Below are 17,749 nucleotides of genomic sequence, written 5' to 3'. Positions count from 1 at the left end.
GTCCGGGTCGTGCGCCGGGCCTCAGGTGTAGGAGGCCATGGCTTCCTCGACCGTCAGCACCGGGATGTCCCGGTCGTCGATCGCCTTCATCAGCGTCTCCAGGCCCGCCTTGCCGATCTCGGTGCTCGTGGCCGGGGTGCCGTCCACGACCTTGTGCAGGCACAGGATCAGCCAGTCGCCGCTGTTCACGCACCGGTCCAGCCGGCCGCCCGGGCCCGTCAGCTTCGACAGGGCCGTACCGCCGATCCCCGTGCCGTCGTTGATGCCGGTCAGCGCCTTGAGGCGGTACGGCATCGCCGGGGCGAACGACTCGATCGTCTCGGAGATGATCGACCGGGCCGTGGTGAAGTGCCGGCTCGCGATCTGGTCGACCGGGACCCCGTCGGACGTCTTCTGGAAGGCGCCGTGCGGATAGGCGAAATGCTCGCTGGTGAAGCCGTTGGACACCAGCCACTCGCGCAGCTTGCGGAAGTCGTCGTCGGCCTGCTCGGCGGTGAGCTTGGGGTAGCTGGCCGTGTGAACGGCGTTCGCGTACGAGTGGCCGCCCATCTCCCAGCCGGAGAAGTCCTGCATCGACCGCATCTGGTTCAGCGTCAGGAAGCTGCCGGTGCCGATGGCGTCGGCGATGTTGTAGACCGTGCCGGGGAAGCCGAAGCGGTCCATGACCGGGCGGGCCAGGTCGTGGATCGACTTGTGGGAGTCGTCGAAGGTGATGGAGACGACGCCCTTGGGGAAGACCGAGACGGTGTCCGGTATCAGCTCCACGGCCTGCAGCCGGTAGGTCACCGGGCCGCCCGCGTCGTCGTACACCGCGAACGACATGTCGGTGAAGCCGGTCTTCGTGGACGGCTTGCCGTCGGCGCCGATGGAGTACGTGCCGGCCGCCGCGTTGACGTCCGCCCACTGGAGGTGGACGGTCACCCACTCCCCGGACTGGACGTAGTTGGCCGAGGTCTTGGAGTGGACGTGGTGGGCCCAGGCGAAGTGGTTCGCCAGGGAGCCGCTGCCCAGGTAGAAGACGAGCTTGGCCAGGTTCGTCACGTCCTCGACCCGGAAGACCAGCCGGATCATCTTGCCGGTCAGGCTCATCGCCGGCAGGCCCGTCTTGCGCACGTAACTCTGCTTGCCGGTGCCGGCCGTGGTCACGCGCACCGACTGGGTGCCGCGGACGAAGACCGACTTGTCGTTCGCCTCGGCCGAGGCGGTGCCCGCACCCCCGGGCGTCCAGCCGTGGCCGGACTGGAACTGCTGGGACCAACTGGCCCGGCGGTACTTGGGGCGGCGGCCCGAAGGGGCGTACAGGGGAGGCGTGGTGAGGCCTCCGATGCCTCCGGCGGCGGCCGGGGCGGCGGGCTGCGCCACCACCTTGCCCAGCCACGCGCCGCCGCCGGCCATGGCGACGCCTCCCGTACCGCCCATCAGCAGCGCGGAGCGCCTGCTCACCACCGGCTTGTCCTCCGTTGCCTCGGCAGCGTGCCTGTGGGCGCCGGACCGCCTTTTCCTCACCGGGACTCCCGAACCGTGTCGAAGTAGTTCATGCCCTCGTCGGTGAAGCCGTCGACAGCGGACTGCACCTGCTTCGCCGAGAGGGTGTCGTTCGCGTTGTAGTAGAGCCAGTCCACCTTCATGTCCCAGGCGCGTTCGCCCTTGAACGGCAGGTCGATGAACCAGTGGTTGAAGTTCACGGACATGTCCGCACGCGGGGCGTACTTGCCGTTGCTGAGGAAGAGCTTCTTGCCGTCGAGCCAGTAGGCGACGACGCCGTCCTTCACCCGGATCAGCACGGTGTGCCAGGTGTCGAGGCTCTTGTTGGTGGTCTTGTAGACCCGGTCGTTCGTCTTGTGGTCGAACCAGGTCACGGTGTCGAGCTTGGGACCGGGGCGGCCCCAGCCGCCGTTCGGCATGTACTCGTTGTCCAGCTCGCTGTACTTCGAGCCCTTGCCGCCGATGGTGTAGAAGGTCTGGTTGACGTGGTCGCCGGAGTCACCGGTGGCCGGCTCGTCGCTGAAGTGGATCCGGGCCGCGTACGTGCCGTCGCGGAACTTGCTCGCGGCCGTGCCGAGGCTCGCCTGCTTCGTCCCGGCCTCGGTACCGTCCGTGCTCGCCCGCAGATTGAGCACCTGGCCGTCGGCGTGGGAGCCCTCGGCGGTGGGGAAGCTGACGCCGCTCGCGGACCAGGTGTTCTCGACGCCCGGACCGCCCTTGCTGGTGCGGACCAGCCAGCCGTGCTTGAACAGGGCGGGGTCCTTGGGGCCCTGGTAGGTGAAGTCGTCGAACAGCACCCCGGCCGGAGGGGCCGGAACGGGGGAGGGTGCAGAAGCCTTCGCCGCCTTCTTGTCGTCGCTCGCCTTGGTGCCGTCCGGCTCCTCGCCCCAGACGAGGACGCCCCGCTTGTAGGCGGTGACCTTCTCCGCCGCCTTGTAGCTGGTCATCTCGGCGTCGAAGGAGCGGTCGTCGGACTGCTTCAGCTTCTTGTGGTCGGTGCGGAACAGCTGGAGGTCGATGCCCTTGCTGTTGGCTCCGGGCTTCAGACTGCCCGCCGCGGCCGTGAAGCGGACCTCCAGGTAGTGGTCGGCGGTGTCGCCGGCCTTGTCCGTCGCCACGATCCGGCCGGCCACGTTCGAGCAGCCGAAGACGGCGTTGACGCAGTTGAAGGCGTACGCAGCGCCGTCGTCGGCGGTGAACCAGTACCGGAGCGCGACATCGCTCAACGGCACTGCCTTGTCCGTGTCGTTGAAGACCTCGAACGACGGCTTGGCGGCCGCGGCCGTCGCCGGGGTGTCGGTCCGGTAGCGGACCTTCAGCTCGGGCGGATCCGGGTTCGCCGCCTTCCACACCGGGTAGAGCGCCGTGCCGCCGGCGGCGACCACCGCCACGAGGAGCAGGAGCCTGATCTTGGGCCAGACTCGGCGTCGGGGTGTTCGGCGACGAGGGGACGCCACGCAGGACTCCTTCGAGGACACCCGGCGGTCCGGTGTGGAGACCGTCAGAGTCAGGTAAACAATGGTCGGATTGTGTGAGGATCCTATCTGTGGCGGCATGCAAAAAGGGGGGCGGGTGCACGGATTGTTACCGTACGCCCCACCCCCCTCAGGGGTAACGCGTTACGCCGGGACGCTCGCGACGCCCTGCGCCAGGAACCTCTTGCCGTTCACGCGCTCGGAGACACCCTCGCGGTCCAGGTACGGCGTGATGCCGCCCAGGTGGAAGGGCCAGCCGGCGCCCGTGATGAGGCACAGGTCGATGTCCTGCGCCTCGGCGACGACGCCCTCGTCGAGCATGATGCCGATCTCCTGCGCCACCGCGTCGAGCACGCGGTCGCGGACCTGCTCCTCCGTCAGGACGGTGTCGCCCTGCTTCAGCAGCGCGGCGACCTCGGGGTCCAGCTCCGGCTTTCCGGAGTCGTAGACGTAGAAGCCGCGCTTGCCGGCCTTGACGACGGCCGCGAGGTTCGGGGAGACCGTGAAGCGGTCCGGGAAGGCCCGGTTGAGGGTCTCCGAGACGTGCAGACCGATCGCGGGGCCGACCAGCTCCAGCAGCACCAGCGGGGACATCGGCAGACCGAGCGGCTCGACGGCCTTCTCGGCGACCTCGACCGGGGTGCCCTCGTCGATGACGTTCTGGATCTCGCCCATGAAACGGGTCAGGATGCGGTTCACGACGAACGCCGGGGCGTCCTTGGTGAGGACCGCGGTCTTCTTCAGCTTCTTGGCGACGGCGAAGGCCGTGGCCAGCGAGGCGTCGTCGGTCTTCTCGCCGCGGACGATCTCCAGCAGCGGGAGGACGGCGACCGGGTTGAAGAAGTGGAAGCCCACGACCCGCTCGGGGTGCTGCAGCTTCGACGCCATCTCCGAGACGGAGAGGGAGGAGGTGTTGGTCGCGAAGATGGCGTGCGCCGGGGCGACCGCCTCGACCTCCGCGAACACCTGCTGCTTGACACCGATCTCCTCGAACACGGCCTCGATGACGAAGTCCGCGTCGGAGAAGCCCTCGGCCTTGTCCAGCACACCGGACACCAGCGCCTTGAGGCGGTTGGCCTTGTCCTGGTTGATGCGGCCCTTGCCGAGCAGCTTGTCGATCTCGGCGTGGACGTAGCCCACACCCTTGTCGACGCGCTCCTGGTCGATGTCGGTCAGCACGACCGGCACCTCCAGGCGGCGCAGGAACAGCAGCGCGAGCTGGCTGGCCATCAGACCGGCGCCGACGACACCGACCTTGGTGACCGGGCGGGCCAGGTTCTTGTCCGGGGCGCCGGCCGGGCGCTTGCCGCGCTTCTGCACCAGGTTGAAGGCGTAGATGCCGGAGCGCAGTTCGCCGCCCATGATGAGGTCGGCGAGGGCCTTGTCCTCGGCGTCGTAGCCCTGCTGCAGGTCGCCGTTCTTGGCGGCGGCGATGATGTCCAGGGCGCGGTAGGCGGCCGGGGCGGCGCCGTGCACCTTGGAGTCCGCGATGAAGCGGCCCTTGGCGACGGCCTGGTCCCAGCCCTCGCCGCGGTCGATCACCGGGCGCTCGATCTTCAGCTCGCCCTTGAGGACGGTGGCGGTCCAGATGAGCGACTGCTCCAGGAAGTCCGCGCCCTCGAAGATCGCGTCGGCGATCCCGAGCTCGTAGACCTGCTTGCCCTTGAGCTGCTTGTTCTGGTTGAGGCTGTTCTCGATGATCACCGAGACGGCCTTCTCGGGGCCGATCAGGTTCGGCAGCAGCGTGCAGCCGCCCCAGCCGGGCACCAGGCCGAGGAAGACCTCGGGCAGCGAGAACGCCGGCAGGGCCGCGGAGACGGTGCGGTAGGTGCAGTGCAGACCGACCTCGACACCGCCGCCCATCGCGGCGCCGTTGTAGTACGCGAAGGTCGGCACGGCCAGCTGGGACAGCCGCTTGAAGACCTCGTGGCCGCCCTTGCCGATGGCGAGCGCGTGCTCGTACTCCTTGAGGATCTCCACGCCCTTGAGGTCGGCGCCGACCGCGAAGATGAACGGCTTGCCGGTGATGCCGACACCGATGATCTCGCCGTCCGCCGCCTCCTTCTCGACCTGGTCGATGGCGGCGTTGAGGTTCGCCAGCGAGGCCGGGCCGAAGGTGGTCGGCTTGGTGTGGTCGTGGCCGTTGTCCAGGGTGATCAGGGCGAAGCGCCCCGCACCCAGGGGGAGGTCGAAGTGGCGTACGTGCGCACTCGTGACGACCTCGTCCGGGAACAGCTCGGAAGCCTGCTTCAGAAGCTCGGCGGTGGTGCTCACTTGTCCCCCTCGAAGTGCGGGTTCTCCCAGATGACCGTCGCGCCCATGCCGAAGCCGACGCACATGGTGGTCAGGCCGTAGCGGACGTGCGGCTGCTCCTCGAACTGGCGGGCCAGCTGCGTCATCAGGCGGACGCCGGAGGAGGCCAGCGGGTGGCCGAACGCGATGGCGCCGCCGTACTGGTTGACGCGCTCGTCGTCGTCGGCGATGCCGTAGTGGTCGAGGAAGGCCAGGACCTGGACGGCGAAGGCCTCGTTGATCTCGAACAGGCCGATGTCGGAGATCGACAGGCCCGCCTGGGCCAGCGCCTTCTCCGTCGCCGGGATCGGGCCGTAGCCCATGACCTCGGGCTCCACGCCCGCGAAGGAGTAGGAGACCAGGCGCATCTTCACGGGGAGGTCGTGCTCGCGCGCGAAGTCCTCGGAGGCGATGAGGGAGGCGGTGGCGCCGTCGTTCAGACCGGCCGCGTTACCGGCGGTGACCCGGCCGTGGACGCGGAAGGGGGTCTTCAGACCGGAGAGGTTCTCCAGGGTGGTGCCCGGGCGCATCGGCTCGTCGGCGGTGACCAGGCCCCAGCCCGTCTCACCGGCCTCGGGGGAGGTGCGGCGCACCGAGACCGGAACCAGGTCGGCCTGGATCTTGCCGTTGGCGTACGCCTTGGCGGCCTTCTCCTGGGAGCGCACGGCGTACTCGTCGGCACGCTGCTTGGTGATCTGCGGGTACCGGTCGTGCAGGTTCTCCGCGGTCATGCCCATGAACAGGGCCGACTCGTCTACCAGCTTCTCGGAGACGAACCGCGGGTTCGGGTCCACGCCCTCGCCCATGGGGTGGCGGCCCATGTGCTCGACACCGCCCGCGATGGCGATGTCGTAGGCGCCGAACGCGACGGAACCGGCGACCGAGGTGACGGCGGTCAGGGCGCCGGCACACATGCGGTCGATGGAGTAGCCCGGCACGGACTGCGGGAGACCCGCGAGGATCCCGGCGGTGCGGCCGATGGTCAGGCCCTGGTCACCGATCTGCGTGGTCGCGGCGATGGCGACCTCGTCGATCTTCTTGGGGTCGAGTCCGGGGTTGCGGCGCAGCAGCTCCCGGATCGCCTTCACGACGAGGTCGTCGGCACGGGTCTCGTGGTAGATGCCCTTCGGGCCCGCCTTGCCGAACGGGGTGCGGACGCCGTCGACGAAGACGACGTCCCTGACGGTACGAGGCACGATGGCTCTCCTCCAGGGTCAGGATCTGCATTGCTGCTGCGATGCGCTGAGCGCGCGCTCAGGCCCATGCTACTTATGAGTAACGTGGCTGCACACCCCTGACAGGCGGAGCGGTGAAGGTCACATCTTGGAGTGCCCCGTAAGGGGCGCGGGGAACTGCGCGGCCAGCCACGATGCTCCCGCACCCCCGAATGGCGCTCACCGAGGCGGTGCGGTGGACCCCCGAGGCGTCAGCACAGGAGTCGGCACAGGATGCGACCCACCCTCACCCCCGCTGATCACCGAGAACAAGGTTCTGGCCACCTCGGCGCCGAACCCATGCACGTCATGGCTCATGGCCGACAACGTCGGATGCGTCAGCCGGCACAGCTGCGAGTCGTCCCACGCCAGCAGCGACACGTCCTGAGGCACCCGCAGTCCCATCTCCGCCGCCACCGACAACCCCGCCACAGCCATGATGTCGTTGTCGTACACGATCGCCGTCGGCCGGTCGGCAGGTGCCGCGGTCAGCAGCGAGCGCGTCGCCCGCGCTCCCGCGTCCCCCGAGAAGTCCGTCGCCACCTGCCACGCCCCGGCCAGCGCCCCCGCCGCCTCGTCGAACGCCGCCGTCCGGATCGCCGTGTGCCCGAGGTCCGCCGCCCCGCCCACCCGGGCGATCCGGCGGTGCCCGAGGGCGGCCAGATACCGCACCGCCTCCGTCACGGCCGTGGCGTCGTCCGTCCACACCGACGTGAGCCCCCCGGTCAGCGAGGGATGCCCGACGGCGACCGCCGGCATCCCGAGGCGCTGCGTCATGGCCGCCCGCGGATCGTCCCCGCGGAAGTCCACGAGGATCGACCCGCCGATCTGCCGCGCCCGCCACCACGCCTCCTGGACGCCCACCTCCTCGTCCATGTTCCGCACCAGCCTCAGCAGCAGCGAGCTGGAGTGCTCGGCCAGCACGCTCTCCACGCCGGAGACGAACTCCATGTACCAGGGTTCGAGCCCCAGGGCCCGGGCCGGCCGGCACACCGCCAGGCCCACCACGTCCACCCGCGATCCGGCCAGGGTCCGCGCCGTGAGGCTCGGCGCCCAGCCCAGTTCGCGCGCCGCCCGGAAGATCCGGTCCCGCGTGGTCTCCGCGAGCCCGGGTTTGTGGTTGAAGGCGAGGGACACCGCACCCTTGGACACACCGGCGCGCGCGGCGACGTCCTTGATGGTGACGCGAGGGGTCGGCGTTGCCGTCATCGGGTGGGCTCCACGCAGTACAGGGCCGAACGGGCGGTCTCCGCGTCCGGAGTCTTCCAGCCGCGCACCCCGATGGTCACCTCTTCGCCCGGCAGCAGGGTCACCAGCCCCCGGTCGGCCCGCGCTCCCGGGCCCAGCCGGTCGGCCTGGAGCAGCAGGTCGCGAACCAGGGTGCGGGCGGTCACGGTGATGCCGCCCGGGGCGAGCGCGACATCGAAGCGGGGCTGCGGGTAGGCGACGTCACGGTCCGGCAGCGGGAAGTGCACCGCCCGCAGCCCTCCCCCACTCTCGGCTCCGCTCGAGCGGGGGGACCCCCACACGTCGGCTACCAGGAACTCCTCCGGCCCGGCGGGCGTCAGCCCGGGCGGCACCTCGACCCGGGCCACGGACCGGGCCCCGGCCGTGAACTTCACACCCGCCTGCCCCAGCGTCCCGCCCGCCACGGACATCCGGCGCAGGGTGAGCGCCCCCGCCCAGTCCCCGGCCGCCTGGTTCACGGCGGCCAGCTCCAAGCCGCCGTCCCCCGCCAGGATCGTCAGCAACCGGTCCGCGTACAGCCGCCTCAGCTCGTGGTACAGCGGCTTCTCCCGGCCGTCCCCGTCGATCGCCGCCCAGGACGTCACCGGCCAGCAGTCGTTGAGCTGCCAGAGAATCGTGCCCGCGCACACCGGCCAGTGCGCCCGCCAGTGCTCGATCCCGGCCGCGATCGCCCGAGCCTGGTTGAGCTGCATCAGGTAGTGCCACCGGTCGAAGTCGCCCTCCGGCACGGCGAAATGCCGCTGCAGCCCCCGCTCCAGCTTGCCGTTGCCGTCGTCGGCCTTCTGGTGGTGCAGCATGCCGGGGGAGTCCGGCGCGAGCTCCTCCCCGGGCAGGGCCCGTCGCAGCGTGGCGTACGCGGGCGGTGCCTGCCAGCCGAACTCGGCGACGAAGCGCGGCACGTTCAGCCGGTAGTCCGCGTAGTCCTCCCGGTTCCACACCTCCCACGAGTGGTGGGTGCCGTGCGCCGGGTCGTTCGGGTGGTGCTCCCACGACCCGGACCAGGGGCTGCCCGCCGTGTACGGCCGGGTCGGGTCCAGCTCGGCCACCACGCGCGGCAGCACCCCCAGGTAGTAGCCCTCCCCCCACGAGTCCCCGGACAGCCGAGGCTCCCACTCCCAGTCCCTGAAGCCCCACAGGTTCTCGTTGTTGCCGTTCCACAGCACGAGCGACGGATGCGGCATCAGCCGTACGACGTTCTCCCGCGCCTCGGCCTCCACCTCGCCGCGCAGCGGCTGTTCCTCCGGGTAGGCCGCGCAGGCGAACGGGAAGTCCTGCCACACCAGCAGCCCGAGCTCGTCGCAGGCGTCGTAGAAGTCCTCGCTCTCGTAGATCCCGCCGCCCCAGATCCGGACGAGATCCACGCCCGCGCCGGCCGCCTGTTCCAGCCGCTGCCGGTAGCGCTCCCGGGTGATCCGGGAGGGGAAGACGTCGTCGGGGATCCAGTTGACGCCCCGCACGAAGAGCCGCTCGCCGTTGACGACGAGAGTGAAGCCGGTGCCGTGTGCGTCTGGCCGCCGGTCCAGCTCGACGGTCCTGAAGCCCACCCGCCGCCGCCACACGTCCAGTGCCTCCTCGCCGTGCAGCAGCGTCAACTCCACGTCGTACAGAGGCTGTTCGCCGTACCCGCGCGGCCACCACAGCCGTGCGTCCGGCACCCGCAGCCGTACGGTCCCGCCCGCCCCCTCGATCTCGGTTCGCGCCCGTACTCCCGCGACGGTCGCCTCCACGGCGAGCGGTGCCTCGACCCGGGTCCGCTCGACGTCCACGACCAGCTCGACGACGCCCGTGCCCTCCTCGACGGTGACCAGCGGACGCACCCGGGCGATCCGTGCCGTCGACCACTGCTCCAGGCGCACCGGCCGCCAGATCCCGGCCGTCACCAGGGTGGGCCCCCAGTCCCAGCCGAAGGAGCAGGCCATCTTGCGCAGGTACTGGTAGGGCTCGGTGTAGGCGGCGGGGCGCTCGCCGACCCGGCCCCGCACCGCCTCGGCCTCGGCGTACGCCGAGACGAACCGCACGGACAGCCGCCCGGACAGCCCCGTCACGTCGAACCGGTAGGACCGGTGCATGTTGCGCACCTTCCCCAGCGGCCGTCCGTCCAGGGAGATCTCGGCGACGGTGTCGAGCCCGTCGAAGACCAGGTCGGTCCGCTCCTGCGCGGACGAGCCCTCGAGCTCCCGCTCGTAGGTCCAGTCGCGGCGCCCCACCCAGGCCACGTCGGTCTCGTTCCGGCCGAGGAACGGGTCCGGGATCACCCCGGCCGACATCAGGTCGGTGTGCACGCACCCCGGCACGCCGGCCGGCAGTCTCTCCGAGCCGTGCCGCAGGGTCCAGCCGTCGCCGAGCGGTGTGGCCTCCAGCATGCGCACTCCCTTAACCGGTCCAGTGAAGAGTCGTGTGTCGGTTTCACATCGTTGGCGGGATTGGGACTTTACCGGTTGAGTGCTCACTGTCAGAGTTCCGAACCAGCCATACCGCACGTGCTCGTCCGTCCCGAGTCCCCCTCAGCGAACGGAGCTGATGCACATGAACCGCCGTACCCTCCTCGCCCTGGCCGTGGGCGCCGCCCTGCTGGCCTCCGGCTGCACCGGCACCGGAAGCTCCGCCGAGGGCGCCGACGCCGAGGCGCCCGACGATCCCGCCAAGGTCAGCGGAACCATCACCGTCCTCACCCACCGCACCGACCTCGTGCAGGACGGGACGATGAAGAAGTACGCCGCCGAGTTCAACCGGACGTACCCCAAGGTGAAGGTCGAGTTCGACGGCATCACCGATTACGAGGGCGAAGTCAAGATCCGTATGAACACGGAGAACTACGGCGACGTCCTCATGATCCCCGCGGTCATCGAGAAGAAGGACTACCCCAAGTTCTTCGCGTCGCTGGGCAGTGAGGCGGAGCGCAGCAAGAAGTACCGTTTCACCGATTTCACCGCCGTGGACGGGAAGGTCTACGGCCAGAGCCCGCTGGGCGCGCTTCCGGGGTTCATCTACAACAAGAAGGTGTGGACACAGGCCGGGGTCACCGAATGGCCCACGACACCGGCCGAGTTCCTCGCCGGACTCAAGGCGATCAAGTCGAAGACCGACGCGGTCCCCTACTACACCAACTTCAAGGACAAATGGCCGCTCAGCCAGTGGACCGGCGTCAACGGCTCGGTCGGCTGCGACGAGCAGGCCACCACCAGGCTCGCCGAGGGCAACCCCTGGGCCGAGGGCGCCGACCTGCGCGTGGCCGACACCCTGCTGTACGACATCGTGCACGAGGGGCTCGTCGAGAAGGACCCGACCACCACCAACTGGGAGGCGTCCAAGCCCAGGCTGGCCAAGGGCGAGATCGCCACCATGTGGCTCGGCTCCTGGGCGGTCATCCAGATGCAGGGCGCGGCGAAGCAGGCCGGGACCGACCCGGACGACATCGGGTTCATGCCCTTCCCCGCCCAGAAGGACGGCACGTTCTGCGCGGTGACGTCGCCCGACTACAACCAGGCCGTCAACATCAACTCCTCGCACAAGGAGGCCGCCCGCGCCTGGATCGACTGGTTCACCGAGGAGTCCGGCTACGCGCAGGACAACCTGGCGCTGTCCCCGCTCAAGGACGCCCCGCTGCCCGCTGTCCTGAAGCCGTACGAGGAGGCGGGCGTCAAGCTGCTCGAACTCGATGACAGCAAGGGCGCCGAGGTGAAGAGCATCGACAACCAGTCCGAGGTCGGCATCAACAAGCCCGACTACCGACAGGAACTCGTCGACATGGCCCGCGGCGCCAGGAAGGGCGACCCGGACGACTTCCTGGACGGCCTCGGCGAGAAGTGGACCGAGACGCAGAAGTCGCTGGGGTCCTGATGACGGGCACCACCGAGACGGCGGCCGTCCAGGCCGCCGCGAAGGCGGCCGCCGCCCCGGCTCCGGCCCCCGCCCCGCGCCCGGCACGCCTGTGGCGCGGGGCCACCCCCTGGCTCTTCCTGCTCGCCCCGCTCACCCTCCTGATCGTCTTCACCTACGCGCCGATCGCCAACATGGTCGCGTACAGCTTCACCGACTGGGACGGAGTGAGCCCCGAGCTGAACTACACGGGCGTCGAGAACTACGCCGAACTCTTCACCCGTTCCGAGCTGTTCGAGGTGTTCTGGGTCAGCGGCTACTACCTGGCGGCCTCCGTCGTCCAGATCGTCGTCGCGCTCTACTTCGCCACGATCCTCAGCTTCGACGTGCGCTTCCGGAACTTCTTCAAGGGCGTGCTGTTCTTCCCGTACCTGATCAACGGCGTGGCGATCGGGTTCGTCTTCCTCTACTTCTTCCAGGACGGCGGCACCCTCGACTCGGTACTGAGCCTGTTCGGCGTGGAGAGCGACCGGGCCTGGCTCGGCACGCCGGCATCGGCGAACACCTCCCTGGCCGGCGTCTCCGTCTGGCGCTACCTGGGCCTGAACTTCGTGCTGTTCCTCGGCGCGATCCAGTCGATCCCCGGGGAGCTGTACGAGGCGGCCGAACTGGACGGCGCGAACCGCTGGCACCAGTTCCGGTACATCATCGCGCCGGGCATCAAGCCGGTGCTGTCCCTCACCGTGATCCTCTCGATCTCGGGTTCCCTGTCGGTCTTCGAGATCCCCTACATCATGACGGGCGGCGCGACCGGCACCGAGACGTTCGTGATCCAGACGGTGAAACTGGCGTTCCAGTTCAACAAGACGGGCCTCGCCTCGGCGGCCGCGCTCGTGCTGTTGCTGATCGTCCTGGCGGTGACCTGGGTGCAGCGGCGCCTCGCCCCCGACGACAAGGTGGACCTCGTATGACCCGCCGCGCGGTGACCCGCGTCCTCGTGTACCTGTCGCTGATCACCGCGACCGCGGTGGTCCTGCTGCCGCTCGCCGCGGTGTTCCTGACATCCCTCAAGTCCGAGCGGGAGATGGCCGACGGCAGCGGAGCGCTCGCGCTGCCCGAGGACCCGTTCGACTTCCACAACTACGTGACGGCTTTCCAGGACGGCCGGATGCTCTCGGCCTTCGGCAACACGGCGATCATCCTGGTCGTCGCCATCGGCGGCACGGTCCTCGTCGGCTCGATGACGGCCTACGCCATCGACCGCTTCCGGTTCCGCTTCCGCAAGGCGGTCCTGGCCCTGTTCCTGGTCGCCGCGCTGGTCCCCGGTGTGACCACCCAGGTGGCCACCTTCCAGATCGTCAACAGCTTCGGCATGTTCGACAGTCTGTGGGCGCCGATCGCCCTCTACATGGGCACGGACATCGTCTCGATCTACATCTTCCTGCAGTTCGTCCGGTCGATCCCCACATCCCTGGACGAGGCGGCCCGCCTGGACGGCGCGAACGCCTTCACGATCTACCGCAAGATCATCTTCCCGCTACTGAGACCGGCGACCGCGACGGTGGTGATCGTCAAAGGCATCACGACCTACAACGATTTCTACATCCCGTTCCTCTACATGCCCTCGGAAGATCTTGGCGTGATCTCGACGTCGCTGTTCCGCTTCAAGGGCCCGTTCGGTGCCCACTGGGAGACCATCTCGGCAGGAGCGATCCTCGTGATCCTCCCGACACTGATCGTCTTCCTGTGCCTCCAGCGCTCCATCTACAACGGCTTCACCAGGGGAGCGACCAGGTGAGCACGCCCCCAAGGGGCGCGGGGAACTGCGCGCACAGCCACGGACATACTCGCAGCCGCCCTCCCGGGAAGGCCCGCTAGGGAGCCTTGGCGGACAACGCGGTCACCAACACCGGCGTCACCTGCTCCACCTGCCACGGCCGAGCCCCGTGCCCGGCCAGGGCAGCGGCCACCGACTCGGCGTCCACCAACGCCGGCGGCTCCCAGCACACCCGCCGCACCGTGTCCGGCGTGATCAGATTCTCCTGCGGCATGCTCAGCTGCTCGGCCAGCGCCGACACCCCGGCCCGGGCCGCGGACAACCGCGCCGCGGCCGCGGGGTCCTTTTCGGCCCAGGCGCGCGGCGGCGGAGGCCCGGTCACCGACTGCCCCGGCTGCGGCAGCTGTGCCTCGCTCAGCGCCTTCGCCCGGTCCACGGCCGCCTGCCACTGCTCCAGCTGCCGCTTGCCGACGCGGTGACCGAATCCGTTCAGCGCGGCCAGCGCCTGCACATTGGCCGGAACCGCCAGCGCGGCCTCGACGATGGCCGCGTCCCCGAGCACCTTGCCCGGCGACACGTCCCGCCGCTGCGCGATCCGGTCCCTGGTCTGCCACAGTTCCCGTACGACGGCCAGCTGCCGCCGCCGGCGGACCTTGTGCATGCCGGACGTACGCCGCCACGGGTCCTTGCGGGGCTCGGCCGGCGGAGCGGAGGCGATCGCGTCGAACTCCTGGCGGGCCCAGTCCAGCTTGCCCTGCCGGTCCAGCTCCTTCTCCAGCGCGTCGCGCAGGTCGACGAGGAGCTCGACGTCCAGCGCCGCGTAGCGCAGCCAGGGCTCGGGCAGGGGCCGGGTCGACCAGTCGACGGCGGAGTGCCCCTTCTCCAGGACGAAGCCCAGCACGCTCTCGACCATCGCGCCGAGGCCGACCCGGGGGAACCCGGCGAGCCGCCCGGCCAGCTCCGTGTCGAACAGCCGCGTCGGCACCATGCCTATCTCGCGCAGGCACGGCAGGTCCTGGGTGGCGGCGTGCAGCACCCACTCGACGCCGGACAGGGCGTCACCGAGGGCGGACAGGTCGGGGCAGGCGACGGGGTCGATCAGGGCCGTGCCGGCGCCCTCGCGGCGCAGCTGCACGAGGTAGGCGCGCTGCCCGTAGCGGTAGCCGGACGCGCGCTCGGCGTCGACGGCGACGGGTCCGGAGCCCGCCTCGAAGGCGGCGATCACCCGGGCCAGGGCGGTCTCGTCCGCGATGACGGGCGGAATGCCCTCACGCGGCTCCAGAAGGGGGATCGGCGCCTCCGTAGCAGAAGATCCGCCGTCGTCCGGAGGGGCGCCTCCGGTGGTTCGCAGTGAGCTGTCTGCTGCGGTGTCGTGGGCGTCGGTCACATGTCAAGGGTATCCATGTATGGACAGCGCCCGCCGACGGAACGTTCCGTCGGCGGGCGCTCGAGGGTCGCAAACCAGTCATGTCGGGGAAGCGGCGGGTTCACGAACCGTGAGTGACGTGCACGGGGGCCGCAGGCCGGTCCCGCGTCACGTGAGGGGGCACGAGGGGCACGGCGGAGCGGGTCAGTGGATGATCCCGGTCCGCAGCGCCACCGCGACCATTCCGGCGCGGTCGCCCGTGCCGAGCTTGCGGGCGATGCGGGCGAGGTGGCTCTTGACGGTCAGGGCGGACAGGCCCATCGAGACGCCGATCGCCTTGTTCGACTGTCCCTCCGCGACCAGCCGCAGCACCTCGACCTCGCGGCCGGACAGTTCGCGGTAGCCGCCCGGGTGGCTCGGGGCACCCGGGGGGCGGCGGTGCAGTCGCGCGGCGGCGGCGCCGATGGGGGCGGCGCCCGGCCGGGTGGGGAGCCCGACGTTGGTACGGGTGCCGGTGACGACGTAACCCTTCACGCCGCCGGCGAGTGCGTTGCGCACGGCACCGATGTCGTCGGCGGCGGAGAGGGCGAGCCCGTTGGGCCAGCCCGCGGCGCGGGTCTCCGACAGCAGCGTGAGGCCGGAGCCGTCCGGCAGGTGGACGTCTGCGACACAGATGTCGCGGGGGTTGCCGATGCGGGGACGAGCCTCCGCGATGGACGAGGCCTCGATGACGTCGCGCACACCGAGCGCCCACAGGTGGCGGGTGACGGTGGAGCGGACGCGCGGGTCGGCCACGACCACCATGGCGGTGGGCTTGTTCGGGCGGTAGGCGACCAGGCTTGCGGGCTGCTCGAGGAGAACGGACACCAGGCCTCCTGGGGTGCGGGACGGGGCCGGCTCGTGGGGGTGAAGCCGGGACGAACCGTGCTTTCAAGGTCACAGTCGTCTTCGGCACCGAAGCCGTCCGCCTTTAGAGAATGATCACGAATCGGTGATAACAATCCGCGCAATTCGGACACGCGGTCGATCATTCGAAGGTCGAACGGTTTCGGTCTGCGTCGATACGCGGTCGAAAGTGGCCGTATCGACAAAGTGATTCGGCCAAGAGGGGTACTCAGGTGTGATCGTCGGCCGGACATGGTTGACCGCCCCGCACAAGGTCGATCAGTGCGGGGCGGTCAGGGGGCGATCGCCGAGGTCAGGGGCAGGTCAGCGGGACTGCGGTCCGCGCCGCTGGGGCAACGTCACCACCGACGCGTCGCCGGGGACGGCCGGGGGCAGCCCGGCGATCTGGGCGAGCAGATCGCACCAGGCCGCCAGGTGCGCCGCCGTGTCGGGGACGCCGCCCAGGCCCTCGCGCGGCGTCCAGGACGCGCGGATCTCGATCTGCGAGGCGGCCGGGCGCGCGGAGAGCCCCCCGAAGTAGTGGGAGCTCGCGCGGGTGACCGTGCCGCTCGGTTCGCCGTAGGTCAGCCCGCGTGCCTGGAGCGCGCCGGTCAGCCAGGACCAGCACACCTCCGGCAGCAGCGGGTCCGCCGCCATCTCCGGCTCCAGCTCCGCACGCACCAGCGTCACCAGCCGGAAGGTGCCCCGCCAGGCGTCGTGACCGGCCGGGTCGTGCAGCAGCACCAGCCGGCCGTCGGCCAGGTCCTGGTCGCCGTCGACGACCGCCGCCTCCAGCGCGTAGCTGTGCGGAGCGAGCCGCCTCGGCGGGGGCGTCGGCTCGACCTCGATCTGGGGCCGCAGCCGCGCCGCCTTGAGCGCGTCGACGGCGGCCCGGAAGGGCAGCGGGGCGGAGTCCGCCTCCCGCCGGTCGTTCTCGGTGTCCTTCGCTTCGTCCATTCCGCCAGCGCCGTCCGACAGTCGTCCCTGAGCCGCAGCCATGCGGGAAGATTACGGGGACCGGAGCCCGGGCGGGGGCTAGACACCCCGCGCCCGCCCAGGGGCTGAATCACGCCGTTCGGCGGCGTGCGAAACTTGGCCCCGTGAGTGCCAACGACGCCCCTCGGGCCCAGCAGCCGTCCGCCGCATACGACTCCGCCTTCCTCAAGGCCTGCCGGCGCGAGCCCGTGCCGCACACGCCGGTGTGGTTCATGCGGCAGGCCGGGCGCTCACTGCCGGAGTACCGCAAGGTGCGCGAGGGCATCGGGATGCTCGAGTCCTGCATGCGGCCCGACCTGGTCACCGAGATCACGCTCCAGCCGGTGCGCCGGCACGGCGTGGACGCGGCGATCTTCTTCAGCGACATCGTCGTCCCGCTCAAGGCCATCGGCATCGACCTCGACATCAAGCCGGGCGTCGGCCCGGTCGTCGAGCGCCCCGTCCGCACCCGGGAGGACCTGGCGCAGCTGCGCGACCTGACCCCCGAGGACGTCCCCTACGTCACCGAGGCCATCGGCCTGCTCACCCGCGAGCTCGGCGCCACGCCCCTCATCGGCTTCGCCGGCGCCCCCTTCACCCTCGCCAGCTACCTCGTCGAGGGCGGCCCGTCCCGCACGTACGAGAACGCCAAGGCGATGATGTACGGCGACCCCGAGCTGTGGGCCGACCTGCTGGACCGGCTTTCGGACATCACCGCCGCGTTCCTGAAGGTGCAGATCGAGGCGGGCGCCTCGGCGGTCCAGCTGTTCGACTCCTGGGCCGGTGCCCTCGCCCCCGTCGACTACCGCCGCTCGGTGCTGCCGGCCTCCGCGAAGGTCTTCGAGGCCGTGGGCGGCTACGGCGTGCCGCGCATCCACTTCGGCGTCGGCACCGGCGAGCTGCTGGGCCTCATGGGCGAGGCCGGCGCGGACGTCGTGGGCGTCGACTGGCGTGTCCCGATGGACGAGGCCGCCCGCCGGGTCGGCCCCGGCAAGGCACTCCAGGGCAACCTCGACCCGACCGTGCTGTTCGCCCCGACGGAGGCCGTCGAGGCAAAGACCCTCGAGGTCCTGCACTCGGCGCAGAACCTCGAGGGGCACATCTTCAACCTCGGCCACGGCGTCATGCCGTCCACGGACCCGGACGCCCTGACCCGGCTCGTGGAGCACGTGCACACGCTGACCGCGCACTGAGGGCGGCCGGGGCCCGCCCG

13 protein-coding genes are annotated in these 17,749 nt (G+C 70.3%); 4 read left to right on the top strand and 9 right to left on the bottom strand.

What is annotated here, in order from left to right; all coding sequences use genetic code 11:
* Positions 1–21 precede the first annotated feature (21 nt).
* The 6 genes from AB0B29_RS15810 to AB0B29_RS15785 form a co-directional block, all read right to left on the bottom strand.
* Positions 22–1,443 carry a polysaccharide deacetylase family protein gene (locus tag AB0B29_RS15810; protein ID WP_362239334.1) on the bottom strand — a complete coding sequence of 474 codons (1,422 nt, stop codon included), beginning with the start codon at positions 1,441–1,443 and terminating at the stop codon, positions 22–24.
* A gap of 59 nt (positions 1,444–1,502) precedes the next feature.
* Complete coding sequence (locus AB0B29_RS15805; RefSeq protein WP_362239332.1) at positions 1,503–2,942, bottom strand: cellulose binding domain-containing protein; 1,440 nt, start codon at positions 2,940–2,942, stop codon at positions 1,503–1,505.
* Between the two features lie 162 nt (positions 2,943–3,104).
* Complete coding sequence (locus tag AB0B29_RS15800) at positions 3,105–5,234, bottom strand: 3-hydroxyacyl-CoA dehydrogenase NAD-binding domain-containing protein (protein ID WP_362239329.1); 2,130 nt, start codon at positions 5,232–5,234, stop codon at positions 3,105–3,107.
* Positions 5,231–6,448, bottom strand: a complete 1,218-nt coding sequence (locus tag AB0B29_RS15795) for a thiolase family protein (RefSeq protein ID WP_030838745.1) — start codon at positions 6,446–6,448, stop codon at positions 5,231–5,233. The genes AB0B29_RS15800 and AB0B29_RS15795 overlap by 4 nt, the downstream gene beginning before the upstream one ends.
* A 198-nt stretch (positions 6,449–6,646) precedes the next feature.
* Positions 6,647–7,675: a LacI family DNA-binding transcriptional regulator gene (locus AB0B29_RS15790; protein WP_362239327.1), complete on the bottom strand. Its 1,029-nt coding sequence runs from the start codon at positions 7,673–7,675 to the stop codon at positions 6,647–6,649.
* Positions 7,672–10,077 (bottom strand): glycoside hydrolase family 2 protein, encoded by a 2,406-nt coding sequence (locus tag AB0B29_RS15785; RefSeq protein ID WP_362239324.1) that lies wholly within the window; start codon positions 10,075–10,077, stop codon positions 7,672–7,674. The genes AB0B29_RS15790 and AB0B29_RS15785 overlap by 4 nt, the downstream gene beginning before the upstream one ends.
* Before the next feature lie 163 nt (positions 10,078–10,240).
* Here AB0B29_RS15785 and AB0B29_RS15780 point away from each other — a divergent pair, with 163 nt between their 5' ends.
* From AB0B29_RS15780 to AB0B29_RS15770, 3 genes are read left to right on the top strand one after another with little or no spacing between them, the layout of a single operon-like run.
* Positions 10,241–11,554 (top strand): ABC transporter substrate-binding protein, encoded by a 1,314-nt coding sequence (locus AB0B29_RS15780; RefSeq protein ID WP_362239322.1) that lies wholly within the window; start codon positions 10,241–10,243, stop codon positions 11,552–11,554.
* Complete coding sequence (locus AB0B29_RS15775; protein WP_362239319.1) at positions 11,554–12,504, top strand: carbohydrate ABC transporter permease; 951 nt, start codon at positions 11,554–11,556, stop codon at positions 12,502–12,504. Before AB0B29_RS15780 ends, AB0B29_RS15775 begins: the two co-directional genes overlap by 1 nt.
* Complete coding sequence (locus AB0B29_RS15770; RefSeq protein WP_362239316.1) at positions 12,501–13,331, top strand: carbohydrate ABC transporter permease; 831 nt, start codon at positions 12,501–12,503, stop codon at positions 13,329–13,331. The genes AB0B29_RS15775 and AB0B29_RS15770 overlap by 4 nt, the downstream gene beginning before the upstream one ends.
* A 76-nt stretch (positions 13,332–13,407) precedes the next feature.
* On the opposite strand, the gene AB0B29_RS15765 is transcribed toward AB0B29_RS15770, so the two are convergent.
* The 3 genes from AB0B29_RS15765 to AB0B29_RS15755 form a co-directional block, all read right to left on the bottom strand.
* The gene (locus AB0B29_RS15765) at positions 13,408–14,697 is read right to left on the bottom strand and encodes a ribonuclease D (RefSeq protein ID WP_362239314.1); all 1,290 of its coding nucleotides are present in this window, start codon (positions 14,695–14,697) and stop codon (positions 13,408–13,410) included.
* Positions 14,698–14,880: 183 nt separating this feature from the next.
* A complete protein-coding gene (locus AB0B29_RS15760; RefSeq protein ID WP_003993737.1) occupies positions 14,881–15,543 on the bottom strand; it encodes a response regulator transcription factor in 663 nt (220 codons plus the stop codon).
* Between the two features lie 342 nt (positions 15,544–15,885).
* Positions 15,886–16,560 (bottom strand): DUF3000 domain-containing protein, encoded by a 675-nt coding sequence (locus AB0B29_RS15755; protein WP_104778336.1) that lies wholly within the window; start codon positions 16,558–16,560, stop codon positions 15,886–15,888.
* A gap of 101 nt (positions 16,561–16,661) precedes the next feature.
* Between AB0B29_RS15755 and hemE the strand changes: the two genes are divergently transcribed.
* Positions 16,662–17,729 carry a uroporphyrinogen decarboxylase gene (hemE, locus tag AB0B29_RS15750; protein ID WP_362239311.1) on the top strand — a complete coding sequence of 356 codons (1,068 nt, stop codon included), beginning with the start codon at positions 16,662–16,664 and terminating at the stop codon, positions 17,727–17,729.
* Positions 17,730–17,749: the final 20 nt, after the last annotated feature.

This window comes from Streptomyces tibetensis (assembly GCF_040647715.1).
Lineage (GTDB): Bacteria > Actinomycetota > Actinomycetes > Streptomycetales > Streptomycetaceae > Streptomyces > Streptomyces tibetensis_A.
This window is presented reverse-complemented; position numbering and strand designations above follow the sequence as displayed.

Bases quoted from the DNA above. Each gene is read 5' to 3' on its own strand.
- AB0B29_RS15775 (WP_362239319.1), top strand. From the start codon at position 11,554: ATGACGGGCACCACCGAGACGGCGGCCGTCCAGGCCGCCGCGAAGGCG.
- AB0B29_RS15755 (WP_104778336.1), bottom strand. From the start codon at position 16,560: ATGGCTGCGGCTCAGGGACGACTGTCGGACGGCGCTGGCGGAATGGAC.
- AB0B29_RS15780 (WP_362239322.1), top strand. From the start codon at position 10,241: ATGAACCGCCGTACCCTCCTCGCCCTGGCCGTGGGCGCCGCCCTGCTG.
- AB0B29_RS15770 (WP_362239316.1), top strand. From the start codon at position 12,501: ATGACCCGCCGCGCGGTGACCCGCGTCCTCGTGTACCTGTCGCTGATC.
- AB0B29_RS15785 (WP_362239324.1), bottom strand. From the start codon at position 10,077: ATGCTGGAGGCCACACCGCTCGGCGACGGCTGGACCCTGCGGCACGGC.
- AB0B29_RS15790 (WP_362239327.1), bottom strand. From the start codon at position 7,675: ATGACGGCAACGCCGACCCCTCGCGTCACCATCAAGGACGTCGCCGCG.